This window comes from Ruegeria sp. CF4 (assembly GCF_056537345.1).
Genome location: NZ_JBQFRJ010000004.1, coordinates 24,900 through 38,778 on the forward strand (window position 1 = coordinate 24,900; position 13,879 = coordinate 38,778).

General features: G+C 58.4%; 16 protein-coding genes. All 16 read right to left on the reverse strand.

What is annotated here, in order from left to right; all coding sequences use genetic code 11:
- Positions 1 to 1,545 carry an NADH-quinone oxidoreductase subunit M gene (locus ACR0NF_RS10765; protein ID WP_480778229.1) on the reverse strand — a complete coding sequence of 515 codons (1,545 nt, stop codon included), beginning with the start codon at positions 1,543 to 1,545 and terminating at the stop codon, positions 1 to 3.
- Positions 1,545 to 3,674: an NADH-quinone oxidoreductase subunit L gene (gene nuoL, locus ACR0NF_RS10770; RefSeq protein WP_480667494.1), complete on the reverse strand. Its 2,130-nt coding sequence runs from the start codon at positions 3,672 to 3,674 to the stop codon at positions 1,545 to 1,547. The genes ACR0NF_RS10765 and nuoL overlap by 1 nt, the downstream gene beginning before the upstream one ends.
- Positions 3,675 to 3,681: 7 nt before the next feature.
- A complete protein-coding gene (gene nuoK, locus ACR0NF_RS10775; protein ID WP_005984024.1) occupies positions 3,682 to 3,987 on the reverse strand; it encodes an NADH-quinone oxidoreductase subunit NuoK in 306 nt (101 codons plus the stop codon).
- 4 nt (positions 3,988 to 3,991) lie between these two features.
- On the reverse strand, positions 3,992 to 4,594 hold the full coding sequence (locus ACR0NF_RS10780; protein WP_008755476.1) for an NADH-quinone oxidoreductase subunit J: 603 nt from the start codon (positions 4,592 to 4,594) through the stop codon (positions 3,992 to 3,994).
- The gene (locus tag ACR0NF_RS10785) at positions 4,591 to 5,001 is read right to left on the reverse strand and encodes a carboxymuconolactone decarboxylase family protein (RefSeq protein ID WP_010442761.1); all 411 of its coding nucleotides are present in this window, start codon (positions 4,999 to 5,001) and stop codon (positions 4,591 to 4,593) included. The genes ACR0NF_RS10780 and ACR0NF_RS10785 overlap by 4 nt, the downstream gene beginning before the upstream one ends.
- Positions 4,998 to 5,492, reverse strand: a complete 495-nt coding sequence (gene nuoI / locus ACR0NF_RS10790; protein ID WP_170397042.1) for an NADH-quinone oxidoreductase subunit NuoI — start codon at positions 5,490 to 5,492, stop codon at positions 4,998 to 5,000. The genes ACR0NF_RS10785 and nuoI overlap by 4 nt, the downstream gene beginning before the upstream one ends.
- 2 nt (positions 5,493 to 5,494) lie before the next feature.
- Positions 5,495 to 6,532, reverse strand: a complete 1,038-nt coding sequence (nuoH, locus tag ACR0NF_RS10795; protein WP_058274400.1) for an NADH-quinone oxidoreductase subunit NuoH — start codon at positions 6,530 to 6,532, stop codon at positions 5,495 to 5,497.
- A gap of 204 nt (positions 6,533 to 6,736) precedes the next feature.
- A complete protein-coding gene (gene nuoG / locus ACR0NF_RS10800) occupies positions 6,737 to 8,758 on the reverse strand; it encodes an NADH-quinone oxidoreductase subunit NuoG (RefSeq protein ID WP_480778230.1) in 2,022 nt (673 codons plus the stop codon).
- A gap of 3 nt (positions 8,759 to 8,761) precedes the next feature.
- Positions 8,762 to 9,166, reverse strand: coding sequence for a DUF5333 domain-containing protein (locus ACR0NF_RS10805; protein ID WP_480470303.1), 405 nt, complete (start codon positions 9,164 to 9,166; stop codon positions 8,762 to 8,764).
- Positions 9,167 to 9,264: 98 nt separating this feature from the next.
- On the reverse strand, positions 9,265 to 9,618 hold the full coding sequence (locus ACR0NF_RS10810; protein WP_480470304.1) for a hypothetical protein: 354 nt from the start codon (positions 9,616 to 9,618) through the stop codon (positions 9,265 to 9,267).
- A 70-nt stretch (positions 9,619 to 9,688) separates the two neighbouring features.
- Positions 9,689 to 10,987: an NADH-quinone oxidoreductase subunit NuoF gene (gene nuoF, locus ACR0NF_RS10815; RefSeq protein WP_480778231.1), complete on the reverse strand. Its 1,299-nt coding sequence runs from the start codon at positions 10,985 to 10,987 to the stop codon at positions 9,689 to 9,691.
- 12 nt (positions 10,988 to 10,999) lie between these two features.
- Positions 11,000 to 11,218 carry a DUF5337 domain-containing protein gene (locus ACR0NF_RS10820; protein ID WP_480471911.1) on the reverse strand — a complete coding sequence of 73 codons (219 nt, stop codon included), beginning with the start codon at positions 11,216 to 11,218 and terminating at the stop codon, positions 11,000 to 11,002.
- A 31-nt stretch (positions 11,219 to 11,249) separates the two neighbouring features.
- Entirely contained in the window at positions 11,250 to 12,350 is a 1,101-nt protein-coding gene (gene nuoE / locus ACR0NF_RS10825) for an NADH-quinone oxidoreductase subunit NuoE (RefSeq protein WP_480667495.1), read from the reverse strand.
- Positions 12,350 to 13,573, reverse strand: coding sequence for an NADH-quinone oxidoreductase subunit D (locus ACR0NF_RS10830; RefSeq protein WP_480470307.1), 1,224 nt, complete (start codon positions 13,571 to 13,573; stop codon positions 12,350 to 12,352). The genes nuoE and ACR0NF_RS10830 overlap by 1 nt, the downstream gene beginning before the upstream one ends.
- Complete coding sequence (locus ACR0NF_RS10835; RefSeq protein WP_010442774.1) at positions 13,573 to 13,698, reverse strand: hypothetical protein; 126 nt, start codon at positions 13,696 to 13,698, stop codon at positions 13,573 to 13,575. The genes ACR0NF_RS10830 and ACR0NF_RS10835 overlap by 1 nt, the downstream gene beginning before the upstream one ends.
- Positions 13,698 to 13,871 (reverse strand): hypothetical protein, encoded by a 174-nt coding sequence (locus ACR0NF_RS10840; RefSeq protein ID WP_170397057.1) that lies wholly within the window; start codon positions 13,869 to 13,871, stop codon positions 13,698 to 13,700. The genes ACR0NF_RS10835 and ACR0NF_RS10840 overlap by 1 nt, the downstream gene beginning before the upstream one ends.
- Between the last annotated feature and the right edge of the window lie 8 nt (positions 13,872 to 13,879).

Genomic DNA, 13,879 nt, shown 5'->3' on the forward strand with positions numbered 1-13,879 from the left:
TTAATGCGAGGCGGCCGTCTGGGTCGCGGCCTCAGCCGCGGCCAGAGCCGTGTCATAGTTCGAGATTAGCGCAGCGGTGGATTGCCCGATCACGTCGGTCACCAGCGAGGGATAAACCCCAAGCAGAATGGTCATCACGATCAGCGGCGCGAAGATCAGCCGCTCGCGCGAGCTCATGTCGGTGATGGCTTTCAGGCTTTCCTTGATCAGGTCACCGAATACCACGCGGCGATACAGCCACAGCGCATAACCTGCCGAGAAGATCACACCGGTCGCGGCCACCGCCGTAACCCAAGTGTTAACCTGGAAGGCACCCATCAGGGTCAGGAATTCTCCGATGAATCCGGACGTACCCGGCAGGCCCACATTGGCCATGGTGAACAGCATGAAGACCAACGCATAAGCCGGCATCCGGATGACCAAGCCACCATAGGCCTCGATATCACGGGTGTGCATCCGGTCGTAGATCACGCCGACGCAGAGGAAGAGCGCCGCCGAGATGAACCCGTGGCTGAGCATCTGGAAAATTGCCCCATCAATGCCCTGCTGGTTTGCCGCGAATATCCCCATGGTCACAAAGCCCATATGCGCGACCGAGGAGTAAGCGATCAGCTTCTTCATATCCTCCTGCACCAGCGCCACCAGCGAGGTGTAAACCACCGCAATCGCCGACATCCACAGCACTACATCGGTCATCACCGCCGAGCCCACAGGGAACATCGGAAGACTGAACCGCAGGAAGCCGTAGCCGCCCATCTTCAACAGGATCGCCGCCAGAACGACCGAGCCCGCCGTCGGCGCCTGCACGTGTGCATCCGGCAGCCAGGTGTGGACCGGCCACATCGGCATCTTCACCGCAAACGACGCGAAGAAGGCTAGGAACATAAGCGTCTGCATACCGCCGACGATATACACGCCCAGCACGCTGAACCCTTCCGACGAGAACTGATGGCTCATCAGCGCCTCGATATCCGTGGTGCCCGCGTCGGCGTACATTGCCACCATCGCCACCAGCATCAGAACCGAGCCGAGGAAGGTATACAGGAAGAACTTGAAGCTCGCGTAAATCCGGTTCGCCCCGCCCCATATACCGATGATCAGGAACATCGGGATCAGACCGGCCTCGAAGAACAGGTAGAATAGCACCAGATCCAGCGCCATGAACACGCCCAGCATCAGCGTTTCCAGCAGCAGGAAGGCGATCATGTATTCCTTGACGCGGTCCGTCACGTTCCAGCTGGCAAGAATGGTCAGCGGCATGATGAAGGTGGTCAGCAGTACGAACAGAACGCTGATGCCGTCGACACCCATCTTGTATTTCAGACCAAGCAGCCACTCACCCTCTTCCACCATCTGGAAGCCGGTATTGGACGGGTCAAACCCTGTGTAGATGCCGATCGAGACAAGGAAGGTTACAGTTGTTGCAACCAGCGCGACCCATTTCGCATTGCGCTGCGCGGCTACGTCCTCACCATGCAGGAACAGGGCCAGAATGCCTGCGGCGATGGCGGGGATGAAGGTGACAATAGATAGGATATTGTCCATTAGTGTGCGCCTCCGCCGATCGACATCCAGGTGACAAGAGCGGCGATGCCCAAAACCATCCAGAAGGCGTAAGTAAAGATGTAACCCGTTTGAGCTTTGCCTGCGAGCCGAGTGAAGAACGGCACCACGCCCATCGAAACCCCGTTCAGGAAGCCATCAATCGTGTTGCCGTCACCGCGCTTCCACAGGAACCGACCGAGTGCAACGGTAGGTTTAACAAAGATCGCATCGTATATCTCGTCAAAGTACCACTTGTTCTTGAGGAACAGGTACAGCGGTCGCTGGTTCGCCGCCAGACGTGCGGGCAGCGAGGTGTTCACGATGTAGAACCAATAGGCCACGATGAACCCAAGCAGCATCGCGACGAAGGGCGATACTTTGACCCATTTCGGAGCCTCGTGCGCATCGTTGAGCACGTTGTTGTCGGGTGCCATGTACAGCGCACCATCACCCGGTTCACCACCGAAGCTGGCGTGCTTTTTGTCGGCCTTGTAGTCGCCCTCGCCTTTGTCGGCTTTGGGTTCACCGTGGCCGTCATCTGTCTTGGCCTCGCCATGGCCTGCGTCCGCGGCGACCTCACCATGACCGCCGGTCTCCTCCGCCAGCGGAATGCCATAGAACTTGGCCACTTTATCGGTATAGCCGAAGAACTGGTTGTACCACAGCATCCCCGAGAACACCGCGCCCAGTGACAGCACACCCAGCGGGATCAGCATGCTCATCGGGCTTTCATGCGCGTGCTCATGCGTATGCTTGTCGCCACGCGGCTCGCCGTAGAAGGTCAAGAAGATCAGACGCCAGCTATAGAACGAGGTGAACATCGCCGCGATCACCAGCATCCAGAAGGCATAGCCCGTGCCGCCCACAAAAGCGCTTTCGATGATTGCGTCCTTGGACAGGAACCCGGCAAAGCCGAACGTGGTCAACGGGATACCCACACCGGTGATGGCCAACGTCCCGATCATCATCGCCCAGAAGGTATAGGGGATTTTCTTCCGCAGGCCGCCGTATTCGGTCATCTCCTGCTCATGATGCATCGCATGGATCACCGAACCGGCACCAAGGAACAACAGCGCCTTGAAGAACGCGTGCGTCAGCAGATGGAACATCGCCGCCGAATACATGCCGACACCAGCCGCCACGAACATGTAGCCCAGCTGAGAACAGGTCGAATAGGCAATCACGCGTTTGATATCGGTCTGCACCAGACCCACAGTAGCCGCGAAGAACGCAGTCGAGGCCCCAAGGAAGGCGATGAACCCGGTCGCACCCGGTGCGAACTCCATCAGCGGCGACATGCGGCAGACGAGGAACACACCTGCGGTCACCATGGTTGCGGCGTGGATCAACGCCGACACCGGGGTCGGACCTTCCATCGCGTCCGGTAGCCAGGTGTGCAGGATCAGCTGAGCCGATTTGCCCATGGCGCCGATGAACAGCAGAACACAGATCACTTCGATTGCGGTCCACTCACCCCAGAGGAAGTGTAGCTTTTCTTCCGCCAATGCCGGAGCCGACGCGAAAATATCCGAGAAATTGATGCTGTCAGTCAGGAAGAACAGCGCGAAGATCCCCAACGCGAAGCCGAAGTCACCCACGCGGTTTACGATGAACGCTTTCATCGCCGCGGCATTGGCGCTTGGCTTGCGATAGTAGAACCCGATCAGCAGGTAGGATGCGACACCCACGCCTTCCCAGCCAAAGAACATCTGAACCAGATTGTCCGCAGTCACCAGCATCAGCATGGCGAAAGTAAAGAAGGACAGATACGCAAAGAAACGCGGCTTATAGCTTTCGCCCTCACGCCATTGCGGGTCGTGATCCATGTATCCGAAGGAGTAAAGGTGCACGAGCGCCGAAACGGTCGTCACCACGATCAGCATGATCGTCGTCAGACGGTCCAGACGAATGGCCCAGCTTGTCGACAGCGATCCGCTCTCGATCCAGCGCATGATTTCAATCTGCTGGGTGTGGCCGTCAAAAGTGAAGAACACGATCCATGACAGCAGACAGGCCAGAAACAGCAGGCCCGTCGCAGTCCACATGGCCGCCTTCTCGCCAATAAAGCGCCAGCCAAATCCGCAGAGCAGCGCGCCCACAAGCGGGGCAAAGAGGATGGTGGTTTCCATAGTTCTCTTAGCCCTTCATCATATTGACGTCTTCAACCGCGATGGTGCCGCGGTTGCGGAAGAAGCAGACCAGAATGGCCAGACCAATCGCCGCCTCAGCCGCCGCAACGGTCAGCACGAACAGCGTAAACACCTGCCCGACCAGATCGCCGAGGAAACTGGAGAATGCCACGAGGTTGATATTCACCGCCAGCAGCATCAGTTCGATGCTCATCAGCAGGATGATGACGTTCTTGCGGTTCAGGAAGAGACCGAAGATGCCGATGACAAACAGCGTCGCCGCGACCGTAAGATAGTGTTCAAGTCCGATCATCGTCTTATAGCCCCTGCCCCGGTTTCACGTCCTTCAACTCCATCGCTTTGGCCGGGTCGCGCATCATCTGGCCGATGATGTCCTGACGCTTGATGTCCTGACGGTGGCGCAAAGTCAGCACGATGGCGCCAATCATGGCCACCAGCAGGATCAGGCCTGCCAGCTGGAACAGAAGGAAGTATTGATCGTAAAGGATAACGCCGAGCGCCTCGGTGTTATGACGGTCCGTCGGGACCGGCTGGGCCAGATTGGCCGCGGCTCCTTGCGCGCTGTCCCAGGCCCCGAAGGCCATGACAAACTGCATCAGGATCACCAGACCGATCAGCAGGGCAAGCGGCATATAGCGCGCCATCTCGGCCTTGAGCTCGGCAAAGTCCACGTCCAGCATCATAACAACAAACAGGAACAGGACCGCGACCGCGCCGACATAGACGATGATCAGCAACATCGCCACAAACTCGGCCCCCAGCAGAACGAACAGCCCCGCCGAAGACAGAAACGACAGGATCAGCCATAGCACCGAGTGCACCGGTTGGCGGCTGATCACCGTAAACAGCCCGCCGGTGATGGCGCTGATGGCAAACAGGTAGAAGGCAAAGACGGTCATTGATCCTCATCCTCGTTATCGCCCATGACCTCTTGCGCCAGATCCAGCGCGCGGGTCATGGCCGGGATGCCGGCAAAGACCGACATCTGACCGATCGTTTCCACGATCTCTTGTTTCTTCGCACCTGCTTCCAGCGCATGGCGCACCGTCTGGCGCACGGCGCTATCGGCCTGCGCGCCCTGACAGGTCAACCCAGCCAGCGTCAGTAGCAGGCGCGTTTTGGCATCCAGACCATCTTTGTTGACGGTATTGCCAAACATCATCTCCATGACCTCTTTGGGCATGGTCGGCCACAGCGCCTCGAACCCCTTGGGCGAGAAATTCTCCATCGCCGGGTTCATCGCCTTGGCCATGTCCTGAGCCTGCTTCATCATCAGCTCGAACGGATTTGTCGGGCTGTCACTCATCTGTACGGCGCGTCCATTTCCAGATTGCGGGCGATCTCTGCTTCCCAGCGTTCGCCGTTATCCAGAAGTTTTTGCTTGTCGTAGAACAGCTCTTCGCGGGTCTCAGTCGCGAATTCGAAGTTCGGGCCTTCGACAATCGCATCGACCGGACAGGCCTCTTGGCAGAAACCGCAATAGATGCACTTGGTCATGTCGATGTCATAGCGCGTAGTGCGGCGACTGCCGTCTTCGCGCGGTTCGGCGTCGATGGTGATCGCTTGGGCCGGGCAGATCGCTTCGCACAGTTTACAAGCGATGCAGCGTTCTTCGCCATTGGGATACCGGCGCAGGGCATGTTCGCCACGAAAGCGCGGAGACAGGGGCCCCTTTTCGTGTGGGTAGTTCACGGTGGCTTTGGGGGCGAAGAAATACTTAAGCCCCAGTTTCATACCGACCCAGAAGTCCTGCAGTAGGAAGTATTTGGCGGCGCGGGTGTAGTCGATTTGGGTCATAATCAGCCTCCTACGCTCCAACGGGCGAACGCGCCCCAGAACCAGTCGAATTTCGCCGCGAAGGCCACGAAGACAACCCATGCCAGTGAGAACGGCAGGAACACTTTCCAACCCAGCCGCATCAGTTGGTCATAGCGGTAGCGGGGCGTGATCGCCTTGACCATCGCGAAGAGGAAGAAGAAGAATGCCATCTTGGCGACCATCCACAACACACCATCCGGCAGACCGGGGATCGGGGACAGCCAGCCGCCGAAGAACAGCAGCGTGGTCAGCGCACACATCAGGAAGATCGCGATGTACTCACCTGCCATGAACAGCAGGAAGGGTGTGGCCGAGTATTCGACCTGATAACCGGCGACCAGTTCCGACTCTGCCTCCGGCAGGTCGAACGGTGGGCGGTTGGTCTCGGCCAGTGCCGAGATGAAGAACAGGAAGACCATCGGGAAATGCGGCAGCCAGTACCAGCTGAAGAAGCCAAAACGACCGTCCTGAGCCTCGACGATATGCCCAAAATTCATCGAACCCGTCGAGATGATCACGCCGATGATGATCAAGCCAATGGAAACCTCATAGGAAATCATCTGCGCGGCCGAGCGCAACGAACCCAGAAACGGATACTTTGAGTTCGACGCCCAACCGCCCATAATCACTCCATAAACTTCCAGTGAGGATACGGCGAAGACATACAAAATGGCGACGTTGATATCCGACAGGACCCAGCCATCGTTGAACGGGATCACAGCCCAGGCAATCATTGCCAGAACAAAGGACGTCAAAGGGGCGAGGATGAATACAGTGCGGTCGGCCCCGGCGGGAATGACGACCTCTTTCACCACATATTTCAGCGCATCCGCCACAGATTGCAGCAAGCCATAGACGCCCACAACGTTAGGACCACGGCGCATCTGGACAGCGGCCCAGATCTTGCGGTCTCCGTAAACAAGGAACAACAGCGAGATCATCACAAACGCAACGACAGCAAGCACTTGCGCCAGAATGATGATGGCTATTCCGCCTGGGGTGTTAAAGAAATCAGCCATTGGTCCTCACACCGTGGGTATTCCGTTTTCCGCGAGCGATGCAAAGGCCAGATGCCTGCGCAATCTGCGGCTGGGTCGGCGCGTTGGTGTAAACAGCATCTGCCACCATTGCGCCACCCTTAATCTTGGGTTTCACACACAAATCAGGCGCGGCGAACTGCCACCCAGCCGCCGCATTTGTCTGTGATATGAAACGGGTTGGGTTCATTCTGCCGCAATCTTCTCGGATTTGCGGGCCTGCGCCTGCGCCGAAAGCTCGGCCATCAGTTGCGAGGCGCGTGCGATCGGATTGGTCAGGTAGAAATCCTTGATCGCATAGCGGAAAGTAGCCTTGCCCAGCGGGCCAGCCTCCAGCGCCTGAACTTCGTTCTCGATCACTTCGTCAATCTGGGCAAGGTGCGGAACCGCCTCGATCAGAGCCGTGCGCAGTTGTGCCAGTGAGTCATAGGGCAGCGTCGCGCCCAATTCAGCAGACAAGGCCCGCAGGATCGCCCAGTTTTCCTTGGCCTCACCCGGCGCGAAGCCCGCACGCATGGCCAGTTGCGGACGACCTTCGGTGTTTGCGAACAAGCCGTTTTCTTCCGTGTACGCCGCGCCCGGCAGGATCACGTCGGCGCGGTGGGCACCCCGATCACCGTGGCTGCCCTGATAGATCACGAAGGCACCCTTGCTGATTTCAACCTCGTCCGCACCAAGGTTGTAGATCACATCAGCTGCACTCACGGCGTCCATACCGCCTTCGTTTGTCGCATCCACATCCATCGCACCGACACGCGAAGCGGCAGTGTGCAGGATGATCAGACCACTATCTGTATTCGTTGCGATGGTTTGCGCGGCGGCCAGAACCGCAGCGCCATCGGCCTCTTGCAGCGCGCCCTGACCAACGATGACCAACGACGACTTGCCTTTGATCTCATCATCGCCCCCCATGTCGACGACTTTTTGCAGCGCAGCGCGATCGTCACCCATATGATGATACGCATAGGTCAGATCGACAGCAGGCCCGACCAGAGCCACTTCGGACCCATGCGCCCATGCCTTACGGATACGCGCGTTCAGAACCGGAGCCTCATCCCGCGGGTTGGTGCCGATCAGCAAAATACGCTCAGCGCTATCGATGTCTTCAATGGCAGCAGTCCCGACATAGGCCCCGCGATTGCCAGCAGGCAGCTTGGCACCATCAGTCCGGCATTCTACAACACCACCCTGCCCTTCAATCATCTGCTTCAGCGCAAAAGCAGCCTCAACCGGAGCCAGGTCACCCACGATACCGGCGAGTTTCTCGGCGCCTTTCAGCGCCTCCGCGGCTTTGGTCAGCGCCTCAGGCCAAGTCGCGGGCCGCAACTTGCCGTTCTCGCGGACGTAGGGCCGATCCAGTCGCTGACGACGCAGCCCATCCCAGACAAAGCGGGTCTTGTCGCTGATCCATTCCTCGTTCACACCGTCATGGTTACGCGGCAAAAAGCGCATAACCTCACGCCCCTTGGTATCCACGCGGATGTTCGAACCCAAAGCGTCCATCACGTCGATGGACTCGGTCTTGGTCAATTCCCATGGACGGGCGGTGAAGGCATAGGGCTTGGACGTCAGCGCCCCAACCGGACAAAGGTCGATAATGTTACCTTGCAGGTTCGAATCGAGCGTCTGGTTCAGATACGACGTAATCTCAGCATCCTCACCACGACCGGTCTGACCCATCTGGGTGATCCCGGCCACCTCGGTGGTAAACCGCACGCAGCGCGTGCAGGAGATACAACGGGTCATCGCAGTGCCAACTAGCGGCCCCAGATCCAAATCATCCACCGCGCGCTTGGCTTCCTTGAAGCGTGTGCCCGACAGACCATAGGCCATCGCCTGATCCTGAAGATCGCATTCACCACCCTGATCGCAGATCGGGCAATCCAGCGGGTGGTTGATGAGCAGAAACTCCATCACCCCTTCACGGGCCTTCTTGACCATGGGAGAGTTCGTCTTGACCACAGGCGGCTGCCCTTCCGGTCCCGGGCGCAGGTCACGCACCTGCATCGCGCAAGAGGCCGCCGGTTTCGGCGGGCCACCAACGACCTCCACCAGACACATCCGGCAGTTCCCGGCAATCGACAAACGCTCATGATAGCAGAAGCGCGGCACCTCGACCCCGGCCTGTTCACAAGCCTGGATCAGGGTCATCGCCCCATCGACTTCAATTTCTTGCCCGTCGATATTGATCTTGCGGAGGTCAGACATGGTCTAGTTCGCCCTCAAATACACGCCAATGGCGCTGTTTCTTTCGATTTCTTTCTTGCCCAACGTGCAGAAAGAATTGGGATTTTCATAGGATACGCCGTTCTGCGCCAGATACGCTTCGCCCTTGGCGCGCATCCGGTCCTTTTCGGCATCCGAATCCACGTAGGCGCGGATTTCACCGTCCGAATATCCCAGTTTGTTTGCTTTGGACCTCAAGCCCCACATCACCCCGATCGCCTTCATCCGGCGCCCGCTGATCGACGAGCAATATTCGGAAATCTCGTTTGCGATTGCGATGTAGTAGAGTTCGTTGTCGATCTCTTTGACTTCGCGCAAAGGCGGCTTCGCCTCGGCGGCAATAGGGACAACCAGTGCTGTGGCCAGCGCAAGCTTCTTCAGAACAGACATGGATTTTCCTTTCGTCTTGGGTTTCCCAAGACGCACCCCGTCTGATGCGCTAGTCAATAACGCCACGCGACCCGCGTCGTGATATCCGATAACACGAATCATGGACGCTGACACGTTCCTGCAAAAGTCAGCTTGTCCTTCTCGATCCGCAGCTTCTGCGGCTCTGTATCCGGGCCTACCGCCCAGTCGATGCGCGACGACCCGAAATTCTGCACGCAGTATTTGGTGCCCTCAAATCGCCCAGCCTCGCGCGCGCCGTCCACAGAAGCAGAGACGCCATTCACCGTGACCGTGAAATCGGTCGGAGACACGCGTTTGTTGACCGGCTTGGCCTTGGCGTTAAAGAACTGTCCGTCAAAGGCCACTCGATTGGCCCGAGAAGGAGCCTCACCGCAAGCCGACACAACCGTCGCTGCAGCCAAAAAAAAGATCAGGGATCGTTTCACGCGCATCTTTTCCCCCATCAATACGTCATCACAAACGTGACAGCGTGCAAGTATTCGACAGCCTGCCCCATTATGATCACTCCGCCGCCATCGCGCCCATACGGCCCGACTTCTGGGCTTTGATGCGATCTTCGATCTCTTCCCGGAAGTTGCGGATCAGGCCCTGGATCGGCCACGCCGCCGCGTCACCCAGCGCACAGATCGTATGCCCTTCGACCTGTTTGGTTACGTCGAACAGCATGTCGATCTCTTCGAGTTCGGCCTCGCCGCGCACCAATCGGTCCACCACACGCATCATCCAGCCGGTGCCTTCGCGGCACGGTGTACACTGACCGCAGCTTTCGTGCTTGTAGAACTTGGACAGTCGCCAGATCGCTTTGATGATATCGGTGGATTTGTCCATCACGATGACCGCAGCCGTGCCAAGACCCGAGCCCAGCTCACCGCGCAAATAGTCGAAATCCATGATCGCGTCGCGCATGTTTTCTCCACGCACACACGGCACGGACGAACCGCCCGGGATCACGGCCAGCAGATTATCCCAACCGCCGCGAATACCGCCACAATGGGTTTCGATCAGTTCTTCGAAGGAAATCGACATCGCCTCTTCGACGACGCACGGGTTGTTCACATGACCTGAGATCGCAAACAGCTTGGTGCCTGCGTTGTTCTGACGGCCAAAACCCGCAAACCAGTCCGCGCCACGGCGCAAGATGGTAGGAACAACGGCAATGGATTCCACATTGTTCACGGTGGTCGGGCAGCCATAAAGACCTGCCCCTGCCGGGAACGGCGGCTTCATCCTCGGCATCCCCTTCTTGCCCTCAAGGCTTTCGATCAGGGCGGTTTCTTCGCCGCAGATATAGGCCCCAGCCCCGTGATGCAGAAACAGGTCGAAATCCCATCCAGAGCCAGCCGCATTCTTGCCCAGCAAACCAGCGTCATAAGCTTCGTCAATTGCGGCCTGCAGCGCTTCGCGCTCGCGGATGTATTCACCGCGCAGGTAGATGTAGCAAGTGTGCGCATTCATCGCGAAGGACGCAATCAGGCACCCTTCGATCAGCGTATGCGGATCATGGCGCATGATCTCGCGGTCTTTGCAGGTGCCGGGCTCGGATTCATCCGCATTCACAACCAGATAGGCCGGACGTCCGTCACTTTCCTTGGGCATGAACGACCATTTCAGACCAGTCGGGAAGCCCGCACCGCCGCGGCCACGCAGACCTGAATCCTTCATCGTCTGGATGATCCAGTCCCGCCCGTTGCCGATCAGGCCAGCGGTGCCGTCCCAATGCCCGCGGGCCTGCGCGCCTTTCAGCGTGCGCTCATGCATCCCGTAGATGTTGGTAAAGATCCGGTCCTGATCCTTCAGCATCGCGTGTTACCTTCAGCTGTCCTGACGCATGCGCCAGAGTTGAAAAATGTTGACGCCCGCATAAATGAACCCTGCCAGAGCGGCAAAATCAAAAAGCAGCGCATAGCGGCCCGGCAATCCCAGTTGCGGACCGACAAAGGACATGGCAAGCCAAAGGATCATCGTCACCGCGATGACGATGCCGATATGGCGGCCCTTGCGGGCTATGGCCTGTTCCTTGTCCTTATCCATCTCATCCCGATGCCCTAAAGGGGCACCTGTTCTAGTCGTCGTATGTGCCATCTTCCTTGGCACGTTTGGCAAATTCTGTCTCTTCACCCGCTGCCAGCTTGGCCGCTTGTTCGATCCAACCGTCGCGTTCGATCCGGCCTTTGAATTTCAGCCGAGCATCAACCCAGGCCACCTGCTCGGGCGTCCATTTAGCGATCTGATCGTAGTGGAAAAAGCCCAAGCCGTTCAGCGTTTCTTCCAGTTTCGGCCCAACGCCTTTCAGCATCTTCAGATCATCCGGCTTACCATCGCGCGCATCGGTCAGGGTCTCGGGCTGATCTTCCTTAGCCGCCTTCGCCTCGGCGGCCTGTTTCACCGCAGGTTTCGCCGGGGCCGGAGCCTTAGGCGGTTTCGGTGCAGCTTTGGTTGCCGCCGCCTTGCCGTCTTTGCCCAGCCAAGGTGTCAGGATTGGTACCTCGGTGCCGTCGATGCGCTTGACCGTATCGCCCAGATCGGAAGCGAGTTGAACACTAGCGTTATACTGCGTTCTGCCACTGTCATAATTCGTCAGACTGGTCAGCCCTTTCAGGGGCTCAGCCGCATAGCGCCCGTTTTGCGGACCCGGGGTCGGTACTTTGCCAGCGACCAGATCATCGATGACCTTACCAAAACTCTCGGCAGTCAGGTCCTCGTAGTAATCCTTGCCGATCTGAGCCATAGGCGCATTGGTGCAGGATCCAAGGCATTCCACCTCTTCCCAACTCAGCTTGCCATCAGCAGAAAGTTGATGCGGCTTGGCGGCAATCTTTTCTTTGCAGACCGCAATCAGATCCTCGGCCCCACAGATCATGCAGGAGGTCGTCCCACAGACCTGAATATGCGCCACAGACCCAACCGGTTGTAGCTGGAACATGAAGTAGAACGAGGCCACCTCAAGCACGCGAATGTAAGCCATGCCCAGCATATCAGCCACAGATTCAATCGCCGGACGGCTCAGCCAGCCCTCCTGCTCCTGCGCGCGCCACAGCAGCGGGATCACCGCGCTGGCCTGACGGCCTTCGGGGTATTTGGTGAGCTGCGCTTCGGCCCATTGCTGGTTTGCAGCGGTGAAGGCGAAACTATCGGGTTGTTCGGGATGAAGACGGCGGAGCATTAGCGGTCAATCTCTCCAAATACGACGTCCATGGTGCCGATGATGGCGGCGACGTCGGCCAGTTGGTGCCCTCCGGCGACGTGGTCCATGGCTTGCAGGTGCAGGAAGCCCGGCGCGCGCAATTTGGCGCGGTAGGGTTTGTTGGTTCCGTCGGCGACCAGATAAACGCCGAACTCGCCCTTGGGGGCTTCGACGGCGGCGTAGACCTCGCCTGCGGGGACGTGGAAGCCTTCGGTGTAGAGCTTGAAGTGATGGATCAGGCTTTCCATCGAGGTCTTCATGTCCGAGCGTTTCGGCGGGGTGATCTTGCCGCGCGCCAGAACGTCTCCGGGACATTCGCGGATTTTGGTGATGGCCTGACGGATGATCAGCAGCGACTGGCGCATCTCTTCCATGCGTACGAGGTAGCGATCATAGCAGTCGCCGTTTTTACCAACGGGGATCTGGAATTCGAACTCGTCATAGCATTCATAGGGCTGCGCGCGGCGCAAGTCCCATGCCAGGCCTGACCCACGCACCATGACGCCCGAGAAGCCGTATTTCTGAATGTCATCCTCGGTCACGACCCCGATATCGGCGTTACGCTGTTTGAAGATGCGGTTTTCGGTCAGCAGACCGTCGATGTCGTCCAGAACGGCGGGGAATTCGTGGCTCCACGCCTCGATATCGTCCAGCAGTTCCGGCGGCAGGTCCTGATGAACGCCACCGGGGCGGAAATAGGCGGCGTGCAGGCGGGCACCGCAGGCACGCTCGTAGAACACCATCAGCTTCTCGCGCTCTTCAAAACCCCACAGAGGCGGGGTCAGCGCGCCCACGTCCATCGCCTGCGTGGTCACGTTCAGCAGGTGGTTCAGGATGCGCCCGATCTCAGAGTACAGAACCCGGATCAGCGAACCCCGGCGTGGCACCTCTACCCCGGTCAGTTTTTCGATGGCCAGACACCAGGCGTGTTCCTGGTTCATCGGCGCCACGTAATCCAGACGGTCGAAATACGGCAGGTTCTGCAGATAGGTCCGGCTTTCCATCAGTTTTTCGGTGCCACGGTGCAACAGGCCGATATGCGGATCGCAGCGTTCCACGATCTCGCCGTCCAACTCAAGCACAAGACGCAAAACCCCGTGTGCCGCAGGGTGTTGCGGGCCGAAGTTGATGTTGAAGTTGCGGATCTTCTGTTCTCCGCTCAGCGCGTCCGTGCTGCCGTCATCATATCTTGAGCCGTCCATCAACGCCCTCGTTTCTTTTTCGCTTCGGCCCGAACCCGGACCTTTTCCGCTTCAGCCGCCTTGGCAGCGGCACCGGCCAGCAGAACACCCAGCGCCCCAAGCGCGATCAGTTCCCCAAGCCCCATCAACGGCGCTCCATCTCTTGTAATTTCATGGCCATGATCCAGATCAGGATCAGCGTTCCGATCGGTATGACGCAGGCGACGACCCAGTATTTCTCGATCCCGAAATGCGGTAGCAGTTTCAGCATCGGGATAATCGTGGCAACCGTTACGGCAATCCAGATCAGGAACTCCATGACTTACG

What these genes read in the sequence shown, in the direction of transcription:
- ACR0NF_RS10840 (WP_170397057.1), bottom strand. Translation starts at nt 13,871, where the DNA reads ATGGAGTTCCTGATCTGGATTGCCGTAACGGTTGCCACGATTATCCCG.
- ACR0NF_RS10820 (WP_480471911.1), bottom strand. Translation starts at nt 11,218, where the DNA reads ATGGATAAGGACAAGGAACAGGCCATAGCCCGCAAGGGCCGCCATATC.
- nuoH (WP_058274400.1), bottom strand. Translation starts at nt 6,532, where the DNA reads ATGGCTGATTTCTTTAACACCCCAGGCGGAATAGCCATCATCATTCTG.
- ACR0NF_RS10830 (WP_480470307.1), bottom strand. Translation starts at nt 13,573, where the DNA reads ATGGACGGCTCAAGATATGATGACGGCAGCACGGACGCGCTGAGCGGA.
- ACR0NF_RS10765 (WP_480778229.1), bottom strand. Translation starts at nt 1,545, where the DNA reads ATGGACAATATCCTATCTATTGTCACCTTCATCCCCGCCATCGCCGCA.
- ACR0NF_RS10810 (WP_480470304.1), bottom strand. Translation starts at nt 9,618, where the DNA reads ATGCGCGTGAAACGATCCCTGATCTTTTTTTTGGCTGCAGCGACGGTT.
- ACR0NF_RS10835 (WP_010442774.1), bottom strand. Translation starts at nt 13,698, where the DNA reads ATGGGGCTTGGGGAACTGATCGCGCTTGGGGCGCTGGGTGTTCTGCTG.
- ACR0NF_RS10805 (WP_480470303.1), bottom strand. Translation starts at nt 9,166, where the DNA reads ATGTCTGTTCTGAAGAAGCTTGCGCTGGCCACAGCACTGGTTGTCCCT.
- ACR0NF_RS10785 (WP_010442761.1), bottom strand. Translation starts at nt 5,001, where the DNA reads ATGAGTGACAGCCCGACAAATCCGTTCGAGCTGATGATGAAGCAGGCT.
- nuoF (WP_480778231.1), bottom strand. Translation starts at nt 10,987, where the DNA reads ATGCTGAAGGATCAGGACCGGATCTTTACCAACATCTACGGGATGCAT.
- nuoK (WP_005984024.1), bottom strand. Translation starts at nt 3,987, where the DNA reads ATGATCGGACTTGAACACTATCTTACGGTCGCGGCGACGCTGTTTGTC.
- nuoE (WP_480667495.1), bottom strand. Translation starts at nt 12,350, where the DNA reads ATGCTCCGCCGTCTTCATCCCGAACAACCCGATAGTTTCGCCTTCACC.
- nuoL (WP_480667494.1), bottom strand. Translation starts at nt 3,674, where the DNA reads ATGGAAACCACCATCCTCTTTGCCCCGCTTGTGGGCGCGCTGCTCTGC.
- nuoI (WP_170397042.1), bottom strand. Translation starts at nt 5,492, where the DNA reads ATGACCCAAATCGACTACACCCGCGCCGCCAAATACTTCCTACTGCAG.
- nuoG (WP_480778230.1), bottom strand. Translation starts at nt 8,758, where the DNA reads ATGTCTGACCTCCGCAAGATCAATATCGACGGGCAAGAAATTGAAGTC.
- ACR0NF_RS10780 (WP_008755476.1), bottom strand. Translation starts at nt 4,594, where the DNA reads ATGACCGTCTTTGCCTTCTACCTGTTTGCCATCAGCGCCATCACCGGC.